The organism is Alteromonas sp. W364, assembly GCF_031846205.1.
GTDB lineage: Bacteria > Pseudomonadota > Gammaproteobacteria > Enterobacterales > Alteromonadaceae > Glaciecola > Glaciecola blandensis.
Map to the genome: position 1 here is coordinate 201,261 of NZ_JAVRID010000001.1, position 16,131 is coordinate 217,391.

At 41.5% G+C, this 16,131-nt stretch carries 16 protein-coding genes; 7 read left to right on the forward strand and 9 right to left on the reverse strand.

The window, feature by feature from the left end; genetic code table 11:
* From infB to rpsO, 4 genes are all read left to right on the forward strand, one after another.
* A complete protein-coding gene (gene infB / locus RM556_RS00835; protein WP_311373632.1) occupies positions 1-2,610 on the forward strand; it encodes a translation initiation factor IF-2 in 2,610 nt (869 codons plus the stop codon).
* Between the two features lie 147 nt (positions 2,611-2,757).
* The gene (gene rbfA / locus RM556_RS00840; RefSeq protein ID WP_311360068.1) at positions 2,758-3,156 is read left to right on the forward strand and encodes a 30S ribosome-binding factor RbfA; all 399 of its coding nucleotides are present in this window, start codon (positions 2,758-2,760) and stop codon (positions 3,154-3,156) included.
* Between the two features lie 87 nt (positions 3,157-3,243).
* Positions 3,244-4,218: a tRNA pseudouridine(55) synthase TruB gene (gene truB / locus RM556_RS00845; RefSeq protein WP_311373633.1), complete on the forward strand. Its 975-nt coding sequence runs from the start codon at positions 3,244-3,246 to the stop codon at positions 4,216-4,218.
* 113 nt (positions 4,219-4,331) lie between these two features.
* Positions 4,332-4,601, forward strand: a complete 270-nt coding sequence (gene rpsO, locus RM556_RS00850) for a 30S ribosomal protein S15 (RefSeq protein WP_311360070.1) — start codon at positions 4,332-4,334, stop codon at positions 4,599-4,601.
* Positions 4,602-4,734: 133 nt separating this feature from the next.
* Here the strand turns inward: rpsO and RM556_RS00855 are convergent, their stop codons facing one another.
* Positions 4,735-5,457, reverse strand: a complete 723-nt coding sequence (locus RM556_RS00855; RefSeq protein WP_311360071.1) for a hypothetical protein — start codon at positions 5,455-5,457, stop codon at positions 4,735-4,737.
* 212 nt (positions 5,458-5,669) lie between these two features.
* Between RM556_RS00855 and RM556_RS00860 the strand changes: the two genes are divergently transcribed.
* From RM556_RS00860 to RM556_RS00870, 3 genes are all read left to right on the forward strand, one after another.
* Entirely contained in the window at positions 5,670-8,111 is a 2,442-nt protein-coding gene (locus tag RM556_RS00860) for a bifunctional diguanylate cyclase/phosphodiesterase (RefSeq protein ID WP_311360072.1), read from the forward strand.
* Positions 8,108-8,308, forward strand: a complete 201-nt coding sequence (locus RM556_RS00865; RefSeq protein WP_311360073.1) for a hypothetical protein — start codon at positions 8,108-8,110, stop codon at positions 8,306-8,308. The genes RM556_RS00860 and RM556_RS00865 overlap by 4 nt, the downstream gene beginning before the upstream one ends.
* Before the next feature lie 110 nt (positions 8,309-8,418).
* Positions 8,419-8,925, forward strand: coding sequence for a type II secretion system protein (locus tag RM556_RS00870; protein ID WP_311360074.1), 507 nt, complete (start codon positions 8,419-8,421; stop codon positions 8,923-8,925).
* Positions 8,926-9,238: 313 nt separating this feature from the next.
* Here RM556_RS00870 and RM556_RS00875 read toward each other — a convergent pair whose 3' ends face one another.
* The 8 genes from RM556_RS00875 to RM556_RS00910 all read right to left on the reverse strand — a co-directional run bounded on the left by RM556_RS00875 (position 9,239) and on the right by RM556_RS00910 (position 16,102).
* A complete protein-coding gene (locus RM556_RS00875) occupies positions 9,239-11,317 on the reverse strand; it encodes a hypothetical protein (RefSeq protein ID WP_311373634.1) in 2,079 nt (692 codons plus the stop codon).
* A gap of 249 nt (positions 11,318-11,566) precedes the next feature.
* The gene (locus RM556_RS00880; RefSeq protein WP_311373635.1) at positions 11,567-13,339 is read right to left on the reverse strand and encodes a phage major capsid protein; all 1,773 of its coding nucleotides are present in this window, start codon (positions 13,337-13,339) and stop codon (positions 11,567-11,569) included.
* A gap of 504 nt (positions 13,340-13,843) precedes the next feature.
* Positions 13,844-14,029 carry a hypothetical protein gene (locus RM556_RS00885; protein ID WP_311373636.1) on the reverse strand — a complete coding sequence of 62 codons (186 nt, stop codon included), beginning with the start codon at positions 14,027-14,029 and terminating at the stop codon, positions 13,844-13,846.
* A 70-nt stretch (positions 14,030-14,099) separates the two neighbouring features.
* Positions 14,100-14,330, reverse strand: a complete 231-nt coding sequence (locus RM556_RS00890) for a hypothetical protein (RefSeq protein WP_311373637.1) — start codon at positions 14,328-14,330, stop codon at positions 14,100-14,102.
* A gap of 247 nt (positions 14,331-14,577) precedes the next feature.
* Positions 14,578-14,994: a hypothetical protein gene (locus RM556_RS00895; RefSeq protein WP_311373638.1), complete on the reverse strand. Its 417-nt coding sequence runs from the start codon at positions 14,992-14,994 to the stop codon at positions 14,578-14,580.
* A 25-nt stretch (positions 14,995-15,019) separates the two neighbouring features.
* Positions 15,020-15,433, reverse strand: coding sequence for a hypothetical protein (locus RM556_RS00900; RefSeq protein WP_311373639.1), 414 nt, complete (start codon positions 15,431-15,433; stop codon positions 15,020-15,022).
* 1 nt (position 15,434) lies between these two features.
* Positions 15,435-15,821, reverse strand: coding sequence for a hypothetical protein (locus RM556_RS00905; RefSeq protein WP_311373640.1), 387 nt, complete (start codon positions 15,819-15,821; stop codon positions 15,435-15,437).
* Positions 15,818-16,102 (reverse strand): hypothetical protein, encoded by a 285-nt coding sequence (locus RM556_RS00910; protein WP_311373641.1) that lies wholly within the window; start codon positions 16,100-16,102, stop codon positions 15,818-15,820. The genes RM556_RS00905 and RM556_RS00910 overlap by 4 nt, the downstream gene beginning before the upstream one ends.
* Positions 16,103-16,131: the final 29 nt, after the last annotated feature.

A 16,131-nucleotide genomic window follows, 5' to 3' on the forward strand; every position in this document is an offset into this window, starting at 1 on the left:
ATGGCAGAAGTATCCATAGAAAAGCTCGCCACAGATATTGGCACAACCGTTGATCGTTTGGTTCAGCAGTTCAAAGATTCTGGCGTAACAAAGGCCGCAGGCGAGATTGTTACAGAAGAAGAGAAAAAGACATTATTAGATCACTTGAGTAAATCTCATGGTGGTACGGGCTCGGAAGCGCCTAAGAAAATGACTTTACAGCGTAAAACAACTAGCACGATCAGCCTAGGTAAATCGAAAGCAGTTAAAGTGGAGGTACGTAAAAAACGTACCTACGTAAAACGCACTGATATTGAAGAACAGCGATTAGCTGAAGAAGAAGCCGCACGTCTAGCCGCTGAAGCACAAGCGAAACTCGAAGCTGAGAAGCAAGCAGCAGAAGCAGCGAAAGCGGCGGCTGAAGAGAAAGCTAAGCAAGCAGCGGAAGCGCGTAAAGCGCAAGAAGCAGAACGTGCTGCTCGTGCTGAAAAAGCGAAGAAAGAAGCGGAAGAGCGTAAGAAGAACGAACCGACGCTAACAGACGAAGAGAAAAAAGCGCAAGAAGAAGCGCGCTCTGAAGCTGAACGCATTAGAAAGCAACAAGAAGAAGAGATTCAGCGTAAGTTAGAAGAAGATGCTAAAAAAGCGGCTGATGAAGCACGTAAATTAGCTGAAGAAAATGACAAGCGCTGGAAAGAAGAAGAAGAACGTCGTAAGAAGCAAGAAGCTGAAGACGTTCACCTTCACTCGAATCGCTATGCGCAAGAAGCTGAAGATGAAGAAGATATGCAAGTTGAGCGCTCTTCACGTCGTCGTAAAAAGTCGAAAAAGAATGCCGGTGAAGACCTTAAGCACGGTTTTAATAAGCCAGCTCAACCTGTTGAGCGCGTTGTTAAGATTGGCGCGACTATCACTGTAGGTGAACTTGCTAGCCGTATGGCTAAGAAAGGGACTGAAGTTATCAAAACCATGATGAAAATGGGTGAGATGGCGACAATTAACCAAGTTCTAGATCAAGACACTGCAGTGTTGGTCATTGAAGAAATGGGCCAACGCTATGAACTCGTTAATGACAACGCATTAGAAGATGAGTTGATTGCTGAAAGTTCTACAGGTGAGAAGGTAACTCGTGCGCCAGTCGTGACTATCATGGGTCACGTTGACCATGGTAAAACGTCACTTCTTGACTATATTCGACGCGCTAAAGTTGCTGACGGCGAAGCCGGCGGTATTACTCAGCACATCGGTGCATATAGCGTTGAAACAGAGAATGGCAGAATTGCATTCTTAGATACTCCTGGACACGCCGCGTTTACCGCCATGCGTGCTCGTGGAGCAACAGCAACAGATATCGTTATCTTGGTTGTTGCAGCAGATGATGGCGTGATGCCACAAACTAAAGAAGCGGTGCAGCACAGTCGTGCAGCAGGCGTTCCTTTGATTGTTGCTGTGAACAAAATGGATAAAGAAGCCGCCGATCCAGATAGAGTGAAGCAAGAGCTTTCGCAGCTTGAAGTTATCTCTGAAGAATGGGGCGGTGAACATCAGTTCGTGAATGTATCTGCCAAAACAGGTATGGGGATTGATGAACTTCTCGAAGCAATTTCACTTCAAGCTGAAGTACTCGACTTTAAAGCAGTGGCAAGTGGCCCAGCTCGCGGCATCGTGATTGAGTCTCGCTTGGACAAGGGACGAGGCCCTGTTGCTTCGGTACTTGTTCAAGAAGGTGAATTGAAAGCGGGTGACATATTACTATGTGGCGAAGAGTACGGACGCGTTCGTGCAATGCGCGACGAACATGGTAAAGAAATTAAAGTTGCCGGTCCTTCTACACCAGTTGAAGTTCTTGGTTTGTCAGGTGTACCGATCGCAGGTGAAGACGCATTGGTGGTGAACGACGAGCGTAAAGCGCGTGAAGTCGCTTCTAAACGTCATACCAAGCAGCGTGAACTGAAGTTAGCGAAGCAGCAGAAAGCGAAGCTAGAAAACATGTTTGCGAACATGGAGTCTGGTGACGTTAGCGAATTGAATGTTGTATTGAAAGCAGATGTTCAAGGTTCGATTGAAGCTATCTCTGAAAGCTTAATTAAGCTGTCTACAGATGAAGTCAAAGTGAACATTGTTGGTAGCGGTGTTGGTGGTATAACAGAAACTGACGCAAGTCTAGCTGCAGCATCTAGTGCAATCGTTGTTGGTTTTAACGTTCGTGCCGATGCAACTGCTCGCCGAATTTTGGAAGCAGAAGAAATCGATCTTCGTTATTACAGCATCATTTATGAACTAATTGATGAAGTGAAACAAGCGATGAGCGGTATGTTAGCACCTGAGTTCAAACAAGAAATCATGGGTCTAGCTGAAGTTCGAGATGTATTTAAATCACCAAAAATTGGTGCAATTGCAGGTTGTATGGTTACCGAAGGTAACATCAAACGTAGCAATCCAATTCGTGTTCTACGCGACAATGTCGTGATTTACGAAGGTGAATTAGAATCATTGCGTCGCTTTAAAGACGATGTTCAAGAAGTTAAGAAAGGTATCGAGTGTGGTATCGGCGTTAAAAACTATAACGATGTTAAAGTTGGCGACCAGATAGAAGTATTCGAAATCGTTGAAGTGAAACGCGAGATCTAATTTTCGTATTCACTGTGAGTGCTTATTCCTAGCAAAGCTTGGTAGATAAACACTAAGTAATAATGACGGGGGCTACGGCCTCCGTTTTTTTCGTTTATGCCTCTCATCTCAAATTGAGCCGTATAAATAGAAAATAGGAGACAACAAATGGCAAGAGAATTTTCACGTACTGACCGTGTAAGTCAGCAAGTGCATAAAGAGATTGCAAGTATTCTACAGAATGAATTTAAACATCGTGAACCCGATGTAGGTATGATCACTATCTCAAGTGTCGAAGTGTCGCGCGATTTAGCGCATGCTAAGATATATGTGACTTTTTATAACAGTGATGAGGAAAAAATCAAAGCTGACCTAGTGCGTTTGCAAGACGCAAAGGGATTCGTCCGTTCTATTCTAGCGAAAAGAATTCGAATGAGAGCTGTGCCAGCTGTTCATTTCTTTCGTGATGAATCGATTACTGAAGGGATTCGAATTTCTACTTTGGTTAATCAAGCCAGAGCAAAAGATGAAGAAAAGTCTAATCAGGGAAAAGACGAAGAAGAGTAACATCGCTTCTTTAAATTTGTTTACCGAGCGTTTCAAGAATAGAAAAAGCATTTTGTAAATGCGTAGTAGTGAGATTTGATTTAAGGCATGGCGAGAAGAAAAAAAGGTAGGGCGATCAACGGCGTTGTATTGGTCGATAAATACACGGGTGAGTCGTCTAATTTCATCCTGCAACAGATAAAACGACTTTATGGTGCAGCAAAAGCCGGTCACACAGGGGCATTGGATCCATTAGCAACAGGCATGTTGCCAATTTGCCTAGGTGAAGCAACAAAGTTTTCGCAGTTTCTATTAGATGCCGATAAAACGTATATAGTGACTGCAAAATTAGGCGAGCGTACGGACACCTCTGATTCAGATGGCGAGATTATAGCTACAAAGCCTGTCAACGTGAGCGAAGCACAGTTGCATGATTTGCTGCCTAAATATCGTGGTGATATTAAGCAAGTTCCTTCTATGTTCTCAGCTTTAAAATACCAAGGTAAGCCTTTGTATTATTATGCACGACAAGGCATGGAAGTGCCGAGAGAAGCACGAGATATTCACATCTTTAGTTTAGAAGTATTGCGCTTTGAAAACAATGAAGTGGACATGCAAGTACACTGTTCCAAAGGAACTTATATCCGCTCATTGGTTGATGATATTGGTCAAGACCTCGGCTGCGGTGCACACGTCACTATGCTAAGACGAACTTCTGTGGCGAACTACCCAGTTGACCAAATGATACCGGTCACAGAGTTACAATCTCTATCAGAAAGCTTAGACATAGATCGCGAGTTAAGAAACTTCGATAAATTAGATGCTTTGCTACTACCTATGGATACTGCAGTTTTGAGCCTAGATGAAGTCAGAGTAGATGATAAATCAATAGATGACTTTCTGCACGGTCAACCCATTGTGCTTGATGGCGCATCAGCGAATGACGAGTTAATTCGTGTTTATCGACGTTCTGATGAGCTGTTTTTTGGTATAGGTAGCGTGGTTCGTCAAGACGAAAAGACAATAGAAATCTGGCCAAAACGCTCAGTCGTTTATCGAGAAGACTATTTTGGTGAGAAATAAGCTAAAATACTTGTGAAAACGTGCGCGCTGAGTATAATACGCGCTCTCTTTGGCATGACTGAATTAGTGATCGGCATGCTGTTGTTTAACACTACACTCTTTTGGAGATAAATATGTCACTAAGTACTGCAGAAATTGCAAACATCGTAGCTGAATTTGGCGTTAAAGAAGGTGATACGGGTTCACCTGAAGTACAAGTTGCATTGTTAACAAACAATATCAACAAGCTTCAAGGCCACTTTAAAGATCATAAGAAAGACCACCACTCACGTCGCGGTCTTTTGCGTATGGTAAGCCAACGTAGAAAATTGCTTGATTACTTAAAAGGCAAAAATGTTGAGCGCTATCAAGATCTTATTAAGCGTTTAGGCCTACGTCGCTAATTCGTTATAACGAATTAAGGCAAAGCCAAAAAAAAGCACCGAAAGGTGCTTTTTTTGTATCTGACGTATTTGTGTTAAGTAAGTATTAAACCAATAGATGTGCTAGACGAAGTGATTCGCCTAGCGAATACGACTAAACTGTTTTCTTTGCGATTTCTTGTAGCAATGCTTCTAAGTCAGATATTTTATCTAGTAAAGACGCGTTGCGTGCTTCTAGCAACTTGACCTTGTCATTCAGACTCTTTAGCTGGCTGCTTTGTGCTGACACTTTTTCACCTGCTTGCTCCGCATTTACATTTGCACTCAATATATCATTTGCTTGAGCAGAGATTTTTTCATTCAAACCATTAATACGGTTCATGACTTGTTGCACGTTTGTGCTAGCGCTAGCTAACTCACCTTCAAGTTTTTGAATACCATTATTCGTATTGGCTTTCGTTGTATTCAGTTCGCCGCGTAGATTTTTAATTTCATCTTGGTTACGTCGCCATGCAGACGCCCAAAGTTTATCCATTTGTTCCCAAAGCTCTTCAGTTTTTTCTGCAAGCTCAGTGACTTTCACTTGTAGTGCCACAGTAGAGTTGCCCATTTCTTCACCAGTGGCGGACAATCTTTGTTCAAGTGACTGTAGACGACTATCTGTTCTTGCCGCTTCTGTATTTGCTTTTTGTAATTCGCTGTAAAGATAACCACATCCTGCGCAAGCGGCAATAGCGACGACCAGTACAATACTTGTGAAGACATTTGAGCCACCCGTTGCCGAATCACTCTCAATAGGAGCAGGGCGCTTACCACTTGGGCGACGCTCATCCACATCTATATTGATAGGGGCAAAATCTTTATCATTCTGAGACATACAATGAAATTCTTATTAGTTAATCGACATAGCCAATGGTAAAGGAAAAAGCACAAAGAATCATGTGTAATTTACCAAACAAACCATACTTTTACTGGGGCTTCAAGCAAAATAAGGTATATGAATTCGTTCGTGGTCTCGCCAGTTTGGTATAGACACATATACATTAATCACCTATATTGGACAATGAACTAGTAATACAAGCGATTTATATGAAGCTAACCAGTAAAATATCCTTCTCTTTGGGGATCCGCTCCCTCATTTTGGTATTGTTACTAGGCTTCGTAATGTCTTTCCTCCAAACATATGTCGACTTTAAAACACGCTCTGAGGGTGTAAATGCATCGATGGAAAATATCGTTGAGGCAGCTAGAGATTCAGCGACAAACGCTGTTTGGAAGATTGACTCTGATTTAGCCGCTTTGGTAATCAAAGGTCTAACTTATTTCGACTACTTCTCATATGTTGTGATCGAAGATGAAAGCGGCAGTACGCTAGCAGAGGCAAGGAACAACTCTACACAAACATCAAACCCTGTACTTAGCTTTTTTCTCGTTCCAAATTATACCGAATCTACTGTTCTGCTGACTTACGATGAATTTATTCCGGGTGCGCCAGTAGACAACGGCGCAACTTATGGGCGTATGACGGTAAGAGTTAATAATCACATTGCTTTAAATGACGTATATAACCGCGCAATTCGTACCTTTGGTATCTCTTTGGCTGGCTATGTCATTATTTCATGTGCATTAGTTTTATTATTTCATTTCTCATTGGCGGCACCTTTAACAAGACTTGCTAGCCGGTTTGAACGTGTTAACACTTCTTCAATTACCGAACAATCAATTAGCAATCTTAAAGGTCACGAAACGGATGAGTTTAGTAAAATTATAGACTCCGCAAACGATCTCTTAGGTCGTATTGCCACCGGACAAATATTACTTACTCAACGAAGTCAGCGCTTTCGTTTAATATTAGATACGGCACCGGCAATGATCTTCTCCTTAAGTGGTGACGGTAAGTTTGTTTTCGCAAACAAAGCAACAGCGTCGTTCTACGGCTACTCTATCTTTGACTTAAAAGGAAAGCCTGCATCAGACGTTATTGGCCCGATTGATCCCAGTTTAATGAAAGCTTTAGATGAATTTCTAGCTGACAACAACCGCAAGCTGAATACAATTGTCGATGTGTATGATTCACATAAACTCAAATGCGTTATGGAGATGTCTTTCGTAAAATTCCACACCTATGATGGTCAAAGTATCTTGGTTGTGGGTAATGACGTAACGAAGCGCGTTGAAGCGGAAGAAAAAATTGAAAATTTGGCTTATAACGATGCGTTAACCAATTTGCCGAATAGAAATAAAGTCTACGAAATATTGAACTCTCAAGACGGTACTAACACAAGTTCACAATATCACGTTGCGATTTTAGCCGATTTGGATCAGTTTAAGCGCATTAACGACACCTTGAGCCACAGTGTTGGCGATCAGCTAATTGTGAAGCTGTCTGAACGCTTACGCGCCGATTTTAAAGATATTGGTTTTATCGCAAGGCTCGGTGCAGATGAGTTCCTCTGCCATAGTGAACAGCTATCGAATAACCGTAGTATCGCAAACAAAACGGCTATTGAATTGGCTGAAAAGCTTCGCCTATGTATCAATCGAGAAATTGATATAGGCTTGCATCGTTATAATTTGTCGGCAAGCTTAGGTGTTGTGGTATTTAAACCCGGTTTTGAAACGGCTGATGAAATTCTTCAATATGCAGATACTGCCATGTATGAATCGAAGAAAAATGGACGAAATTGTACCACGTTATTCCAGGATAAAATGGCAACCGAAGCAGCAGAACTACTGCGCTTGGAGCGAGATATATCATCTGCAATGTTCCAAGATGAATTCTTCTTTGTTTTGCAACCCATTGTTTCCTCTCAAACAAAAAAACTGGTAACTGCTGAAGCACTAATCCGGTGGAAACGGGGAGATATTATTGTCCCTCCTGACCAGTTTATTCCTTTCTTAGAAGAGAGCTCATTAATTATTGATGTTGGTGAAAGGATGTTGAACAAGGTATGTGCCTTGCTGTCGGATTTAAAACATCGTGGTGTACTGCCCGACGGTTTTAAAATAGCAGTTAACATTAGTGGTAAACAATTAGCGGAAAAAACCTTCATTACTAAGGTAACCGAAGTTTTAAGGAAGCATCAAATAGCAGGGCATTATTTAGAGTTTGAAATAACTGAAAGTGTCGCATTAGATAACTTGAAAAACACGATATACAAAATTAATGACTTGAAAAAAATTGGCATTAGCTTTTCACTCGATGATTTTGGTACGGGTTATAGTTCCTTGAGTCATTTGAAAGATTTACCTGTTGATAAGTTGAAGATCGACCGCTCGTTCGTTAACGATATCACGATAGACAAACAAGATGAGAACCTAGTGCGTTCTATTATCCAGTTATCGACAAACTTAGGCTTAATAACCGTTGCTGAGGGTGTTGAAACCGAACAGCAAGTTAATTGGTTGGAAGCCAATGGGAGTGAGTTATTGCAAGGCTACTACTTTAGCCGACCGATCGACGCGCCAGAATTTGTGAAAACATATTTTAATCCACCTCCTGTTTTGAAAGACGTATCGAAAAAACGATGATTAACAAAGCCGGTAATAAGCTCATATTACTTTTAGGCCTTTTGATTTCAAGCGTCAGCGTGTCTGCTCAACAATATGATACAGGTGTGTGTATCATAAAGTATCCCAGTCGCCAATCTGATAAAGACACTCGTAATAACTATCCAGTAGAGCTCTTAACTGACTACAGAGTTAAAAACAGTGAGACACCTGAGTAAAGCTAGGTAAGAAACTGCACACACCTGTATATCAATTCATAAGTGATTATTTTTCTTTTTTGATACCATTTTCCTAACCTCAAAATCATCTCAAGGCGAGTTGTCAGTCTATGAAAAAGCAGCAGGGCTTTACACTAATAGAGCTTATCATCGTGATTGTATTGTTAAGCATACTTTCTGTTGTAGCGATCCCGAAATTTTTATCCTTTCAGGATGACGCAAATGCCGCGGTCGTTAATGGCACAGGAGCGGCTTTCAGAGCAAGTGTTGAACTTGCTAACTATAAATGGCGAGCCAGCGGAAACAATGGCCAGGTAAATGATTTGGATGTTTACGGCAGTGGCAATAATTTAATAGACATTAATGCAAACGGTTGGCCTGCGCAATCTACATCAACGGCAGAGGCAAGCATTGCACTTAATGGCACTGATGATTGTATTTCAGTTTGGAGTGCACTATTGAACGATGGTAGCCCTGGAGTAGCAACTGATGCAAGCCAAGATTATCAAGTCGCTTATGCTTCAAACGCTTGCACTTATTTTTTGGTTGCCTCACCCGACTACAGTATCACCTATAATTCTTTGACAGGCCTTGTAACTATCGACGATACTATTTAGGCTTAGTTGAGCAGCGATAAATCATCCTACGTGCATTCTTGCTTGGCACCGAAAACACTCAGCGTACCGACACGCCAAAGTACACATATTTCACGCTCGGATAAAAGTGGCGAGCTTAAGAAAATGAATGAGCGCTACTTTCAGAAATAAGCTTTAATTGTATATACAAAAAAGACGCCAAAAGGCGTCTTTTTTTAATTGGTGGAGCTGGCGTCCACGTTATAAGGGATTTAAGTGTCTGTAATGTATATGAAATTACAGTTTTCTAAATCTGAGGGGCTACAAAGGGGGTTACAACAATTCGACGTCATGCCTATGTCCTCCCATCACTTTTAGATTGTCCAATCTTGGTAGCTATAACGTCAATGACGTCATCAGTAAACTGTAACTGCATAACCTGGGTGTTTGATTGTCCATCAGAAATATCAGTGATTGTAGTTTCTTGAACTGGTTGCTGTGGAGTTGCCTCAGGAATGGCAGGGGCAGAGGCTACAGTTCCACCTCCATCAGGTGTACTTGAGTTAATCGCGGCTAGTTGGGTCAATCCTGTCGCTATTGCTGCAGCTGTTCTGAATGGGTCAGGCCAAGCCTCTGTGACATTTTCGGCTGTTGTCATTGTGACATTTGCGCTAGCCAAGCCTTGTTTGATTTTGTGTGCTTGTTTGGAGTTATTACCCAGCGATTGAAGCAATTGGGTACCATCGTCCATCTGCTTTTTAACAGAGCTTTCAGACCACCAGTTTTCCTTATTCTTGTTTTCCTCTTTTGTCTTAGCGTCACGCTCCAAAATCTTACCGATTTTTTGATAGTAGGCCTCATAACTAATTACTTTATTGTTTAGTAATTCGTCAAGCGCCTCTAAATCCTCTTGATTCTTCTCTTCAAGCGCTTCACGGTCATACATAGCCGGCAGATATTGAAGTTGTAACTCTTTAAGCTTTTGAAGGTATTGTTCTTCTGAGATTAAGCCTTTATCTTTTGCTTCAAATAGCGCTTCATTTTCTGCAGCCAATGTGTCTAGCTTTAACTGCTGCTGTGTTGCTGTTAGCTCACGAATTTGACTGTCAAACTCTTGCTCGGCTAAAAACTCCAACTCTTTAAACTTGCGAGTGTTGCCATAGAGTTCTTCTGCGATTGCGATCCGTTTGTCTCGCTCTTCCTCAAGTATCTCTATTTTGGTTCGACTGGCATCTTTGAATTGCTCTAGTTCACTTTTAGCATTGGCAATATCATCATTACTCATTGCGCCGGTGATAGGCTTATCAGTTGAAGATGTTTCACCACCTGTCTCAGCGATAGCCCTATCCACTGTTTGAACTTCATTTATTTCGATAAGCGCTTTTTTCTGCTCACTTAACAGGCTTTTGACTTGTGTAAGACCGGCTATTTCTCGGCTAATCTTATCAGCATAAGCACTCTGACCACGCTCTAACGCTCGGTTTCTTTGCTCTAATAGCGTATTTTGCTCATCTTGCGCCGCTTCATAAATCATATTAAGCGTATCAATGCTTTGGATTTGCTTGATTAGCGCGTTGTTATCGACTATCTCATTAAGTTCAAGCCCTGCCGTCCATGAGTTGAAGAACTTAATCATTCCCTCAGCGGCTTCATTAATCGCTGGTAAGAATGGGCTTATCGCGTTATTGATAAAGTTAACTAGGGCAATCTGTGCAAGGTCGACGTTTGCAGCTAATTGTTTAAACTGTTCACGCTCTTCGTCTGATAATGGAATTTCCATTGAGTCAAATCTATCACCTAACTCACCAGCTAACTTGCCGCCGTCTTTTAATAGTGGTATTAGGCGCGTTGTGTCGGATGCCATACCCTCAAGTGCAAAACTCATCTGCTGAGTTGACTTTCCTGCGGCCTCCATACGATTGACCATCTGTTGAAGCACTTGGTCTCCGCTCATGGTTTCAAATTCTTTCGCTAGTAATGTGGCCTCCTCTTTTGTAAGGCCCATAACGTCAGCGAAATCTTGAAAAGCACCGCCGCCGGTAGCAATGAAATCACCCACTTTCTCTTGAGTGTCTTTCATAATATCGCCGAACTTCTCGCCACTAATGCCGACAGTACCCATGACAAAAGAGAGTTTTTTAAACTCTTCAACTGTTAGCCCAGCCATTGTCGCTAGGGCTTCGGTCTCAACAACTGCGCGACCTTGTACGGTTGCATATGACACAACTGCAGTGGTAGCGGCTGATATTGCAGTAGCGGCTAACGTAGCGCCTTTAGCTAAACCAGCGAGAGACACAGTGAAAGCGCCACTTTTCTGAGTGGCACCGTCAAACTGCTTGCTCACTCCCTCTATCTCAATTTTGCCTTTCTTCATTTCTCTGACTAGATCTTTGTTGTCAGCTTTTAATCTAAATAAAAATTCATCTGTACTCATTGTTCTATTACCTTTGGTCTCTCAGCAACCTGAACCAGAACCCCCTTATGGGATTGTTAGCTAAAAAAATAACGTGCGCGAATATACCCCCGAGGTTTTTATGCGAATAAGAACCTAGATTACTTCTCAGTCGTTTTCTTTGGCTCACTGGCTTGCTTATGGCTTTTCAAGTGGAAATACCATTGGCGTTTGATTGATTGCTTGAGTCTATTGTTCATAAGAAAAAGGGGCGTTTAAGCCCCTTATGTATTACTGATTAAGAGTAAGCTTACAAAAGCTTTCGGGGCGTCTTAGATTGATATCTAAGTCCATCATAGCCCTTACGCTAACGTTACCTTTCTTGAAGTTATCGCCGTATGGGTCGACTGTTATATCAATTGAACCCCAGTAAGCCATAATCAAGTCTCTGAACTGACCAAGTAGCATTGTGTCAGCTGGCATGTTGTTGGTGTAACAAGACTTGTAACCGTTAACCATTCCTTCGCCTTGACCGCTGTCAGTCCAAATGAACTGTGCTGTGTTAGCAGCCTTTTCGACTGTTTTTAAGGTAGTGCCAATGGTTGGATTAGTAACGTACATTAGGCCATCTGTATCAATGTTATCGTCAGCTAAAAGCCTTTCCATTTCTACAACCTCTGCAAAGGTTGGAATAGAGTTTGTGCTTGTTAAGCTGGAAACACCAGTGTAATTCAAAATCCCAGTTGGGATCTTAGAGTTACCAGCAACACCCTGTAATGCAGTCTTATCAATCTCACTTGCGAACTTGGCAGATAAGTCGGCAATGATTAGTTGCTCAATGCCAGGCAAGCCCTGCTTTAACATTCTATGTGTATAGGTTGTCATCGCTGTGAGAGTTTTCATTTTTAAGTCAACATGGTCAAATGTTTGGTTAGACTCGCTAATGGTGTCTGTTCCATCTAAGTCTAACCATTCAGCCGATGCTGTTCCTGTTTGGCGAGGTAAAACTAGATCGCCACTTGTACCAACTTGCATTGATTGCGCGCCGCTGTTCATGATTACAGACTTGTTGCGTAAAAACTCAATCATTGAATTTGGTTGATATACCGACTCAATCAGGTTTGCACCATCACCGGCTGCTGTAATAGAGCGTTTACCTAGCTGCTCTATTGGGATTGAAAAGCCTTTGCTCTTGCCTCCGCGCTGATGCTGTAGTTCTTGATTTAGCTCCGTCTCGTAACCGATGTCGACTGAATTATCACCTGACAATGAGCGGATTACATTCAATACAGAATATTCTCTTTTGCTTGGTGCTGGATTGCCGCGAGTATGAGAAGGGAAGGGATCTGATTTTATCATTTCACTGCCTTCAGAGCGTTTAGCTAGTATCATTTGAGTCAGCTTGCCAATGTCTCCGCCTTTGCGAATACACTCATGTGCTAATTCGATTTCGTTATAAGCGTTACCCATTTCAATCATTTCTGTAATTTGGCTACGCTGCTTATCTTGTGCGCTTTGCGCTTGTGTATCTTGAATAGTCATTTTTTTTAACCTTGCATTATCGTTATTTAGATTTCTGCCAATTCCAACGGTCATGTCAGCAGGAACACTGACAATTGAAACCTCGAATGGCATCCATTTAGTGACTCGATAATTAGGCACGGTTGAGTTGTCAGCACCTTGCTGCTCTAGCTCGCCCTCAAGTATCTGGTACCCTACCGATACGTGACGTCTAATTTTATCTTTTATGTCGTTAAAAACTTCTACTGCTCTCGCAGAATTTCCGAACCTCACTTTCACTCTTCCGACTCTATCTGAGCCGATTGATACCTGTTCAACTACTCCAACTACATCAGTAACATCATGATCTACTAGTAAAGGCGCGCCGTCCTTCAACCTACTTAAATCTACTGAGCCTGCAGAGTGGTCTAAAATTTCCATCCCAAATTCACGCAAATAAGGTGTTTCGGATGAAAAAGCTAGGTCAACGGTTCTGGTCTCTTCATTAATCCCATCACCGCCCTTATCTAAAAAGCGAGTGAGTTTTTTATTAATTACACTCATCTTTTTTCTCTTAGTTTTTATGATTAAAACTGTTTGTATTTTAACCTATAATGTACTAATATTCAATCTGTGAATGTTATTCAGCTCGGCATTCACATGATGAATTTTCCTTAAATTGGTTCATCACTTCGGGCAGGCCTCACGAAAGTGGGGCTTTCTCGTTTCTGGGGTCTAGGTTCTTTGGTAGCTTTAAATCTCGGGGGTATATTCGCGCACAGTTTTTCATTTCTGCATAGGTTTCAAAACCAACTTTATGTTTATGTTCTATTGTGGTGGATCATGCTTGGAATTGTTCAGCTAGATAAGCAGCGTGAGCGAATTGACCCGCCTCATAGATTGTGTAGAGGACCCAGAATGACTGATGATTACATAAACTAACAATGCTAGCCTATTAGCGCACTGTAGCTGTTTAACCATCACCACCAATTCACTTTTGAAGGCCACGCACAAATAAAAAAATACGAGCGAATTGACCCGCAATATAAAAGCCATATCTAGTACCTTTTAGTCTCTATGAAGCTTTGCTTGCTCTATAATCTCATTCAATAGTATCGAGCATACATTCAACTGGTGTGACTCTATTGCCAGTGCTGAGCTATTCAAGTAATCATCTAACTGCTGCGCTAATTCAATCATAGTTAGAATTGACGTATGTTTGGGTGTGGTGGGGTTGTTGCTTACTAATTTCATTTATTGCTCCTTATTTGAAGCAATAAGATAACAGGATGTAGGACAGGGCGAACCTGTACGTAATGCCTGTTTATTCCTCTAAGAACTTTCTAGTGTCCTCCAATTGTTTATGAATACCGATAATAGCGTTTTGAAGATGTTTGATATTCTCTGAGTCTGTTGAATCAATTTCAGTCAGGTGCTTTATGAACAACTCTCGCGCCTTTTCCAATTCCTTAATAGCGGCTAACAAATCATGTTTCATCAATTCTTCCATATCGCTATTTAATATGTCTTTCAGTAGTTTCTTAATGTCCATCATGTTTTCCTTATTTAATGCCTTTTCAGGCCAAGTTGTGTAAAAGCCCCTTTTAAAGCCTTAAAGACAAAGAGAAAAGCTTTGCCTATGGCAGAATCTTAGAAGCAGTATCAAGTTGAACCTTTTAAATTGTAAAAATAACTCTGAAAAGCACCAACTTGAACCTTTTAACACAAAAAGCTTGGTTAATTTGCGCTTTAAAGTACCAATTTGAACCTTTTCAGACATTAAAGGGGTCATTTTTTACCCCTTAAAATCGAATTGACCTACGTTTATGCTTGTATGACTCTGGGTAAAGCTTTCCTCCGCATTCATCTATATCTTCCCATGTAAGACCATACAAATATGTAAAACCATTTCTAGCAGGTTTATGTCCAGTAATGAAAATCCAGTTGTTATCTAGCAATGTTGATTTATGTCTATCTATTGTTGATTTAGACCATCCCCATTTTCTCATCACTTTTGGTGCTAGTGTTAGGTCCCCATTATTTTTCAAGTTGTATTGTCTAGCTAAGTCCCAAAGCAGCGCTTTAGCTGTCGGCTTCATCGAAATATAGTCGGGATGATCAAATATTCCATGCAGAGCCTTTAGAAAAAGACCACCGTCATAACTAGATCGTCCATTGGGTTTCATGCTCCTACTTTTGTTTTTTACCTTATTATTCATAAATACCCCTAGCTAACCTAATTGGTTAGGCTGCTCTATTTGGCAACTCGAAATACTTACGAAGTTGTAAAGGATACATCCCGCGTTTACTTCTGATTTGATTTAATAGCACCAGGGCTTTAACTTCATCTTTAGCGGTGGCTAGCCAATAGCGCTTGAAGTAAGTCTTACCACCATGTCTATGAGGCCAACTCTCGGGTATTCTGTTTATCATAATGCCGTGTTTATGCTGCAAAGCACTAACAGAGCTATGTAGACAGGTTTCACCATAAACGATGCTCGCCTCTGGTTGGTTCATTCCATCACTACCAGTTCGCAATAAACAAAGCAGTATTAATTCCAACTTGAAAGGCGGACGTTTTGCTATAGACTTACCTGTGACCAAACAGATGCTGTCATCTATATTCTGGGTGGCGGCGTTGCCGCTTTCTATTCTCATGCTACATACCCTCATAATCGTTTTCGTAAAACGTAGAAGTAGAGGGCAGGGCATTAGCTTTTTTTGGTAATTTCTTACTGGCTAACACCTCCAATTCATCTACTAGATCAAACAATGCCTGAGCCTGTTTTCTCTCGTGCTTTAACTTGTTTAATTCATCCCTCATAAGGGGCGTAGAAAGATCCGTGTATCTGTCTGGCTGCATTGCCTTGGCTTTCTGTTCTATCTCATCCTTGAGCCATTCAAGCTGCTCTGAGGCGATAGATTTTCCAACCTTTGACACTTTACTTATATCATTAAGAAACGTGTAGCATCTGCTAGCAGCTACTCTGTCTGTTGGGATTTCAACAGTTTCAAAAATGGCTCGGATTGCTTGTCTAATTCTCATAGCTTGCCCTCCATCTTTAGCTGTTTAAGGAATGCTTGGGCGCTCTCCGTTCGCTTTTCTTCCAGTGAAGCTACTAGCTCCTGTATTTGTTTTTCACTGTAGTTAAGAGAGTAGGCAGCGGTAATGGCATCAACTTCTTGTTTTGGATAAACACTGAGCTTTCCGCCGAAGTTAAGAGGGCTGACCATTGTTTTGTTTTTAACGCGGTCATGTAGTGCTGTTGATTTGATTCGTAGGTACTCGAGTAATTCTTGTCTACGATAAAGTTCTGAATTGTGCATTTTGATTCGCCTTGTTGTTTAAGTAACAA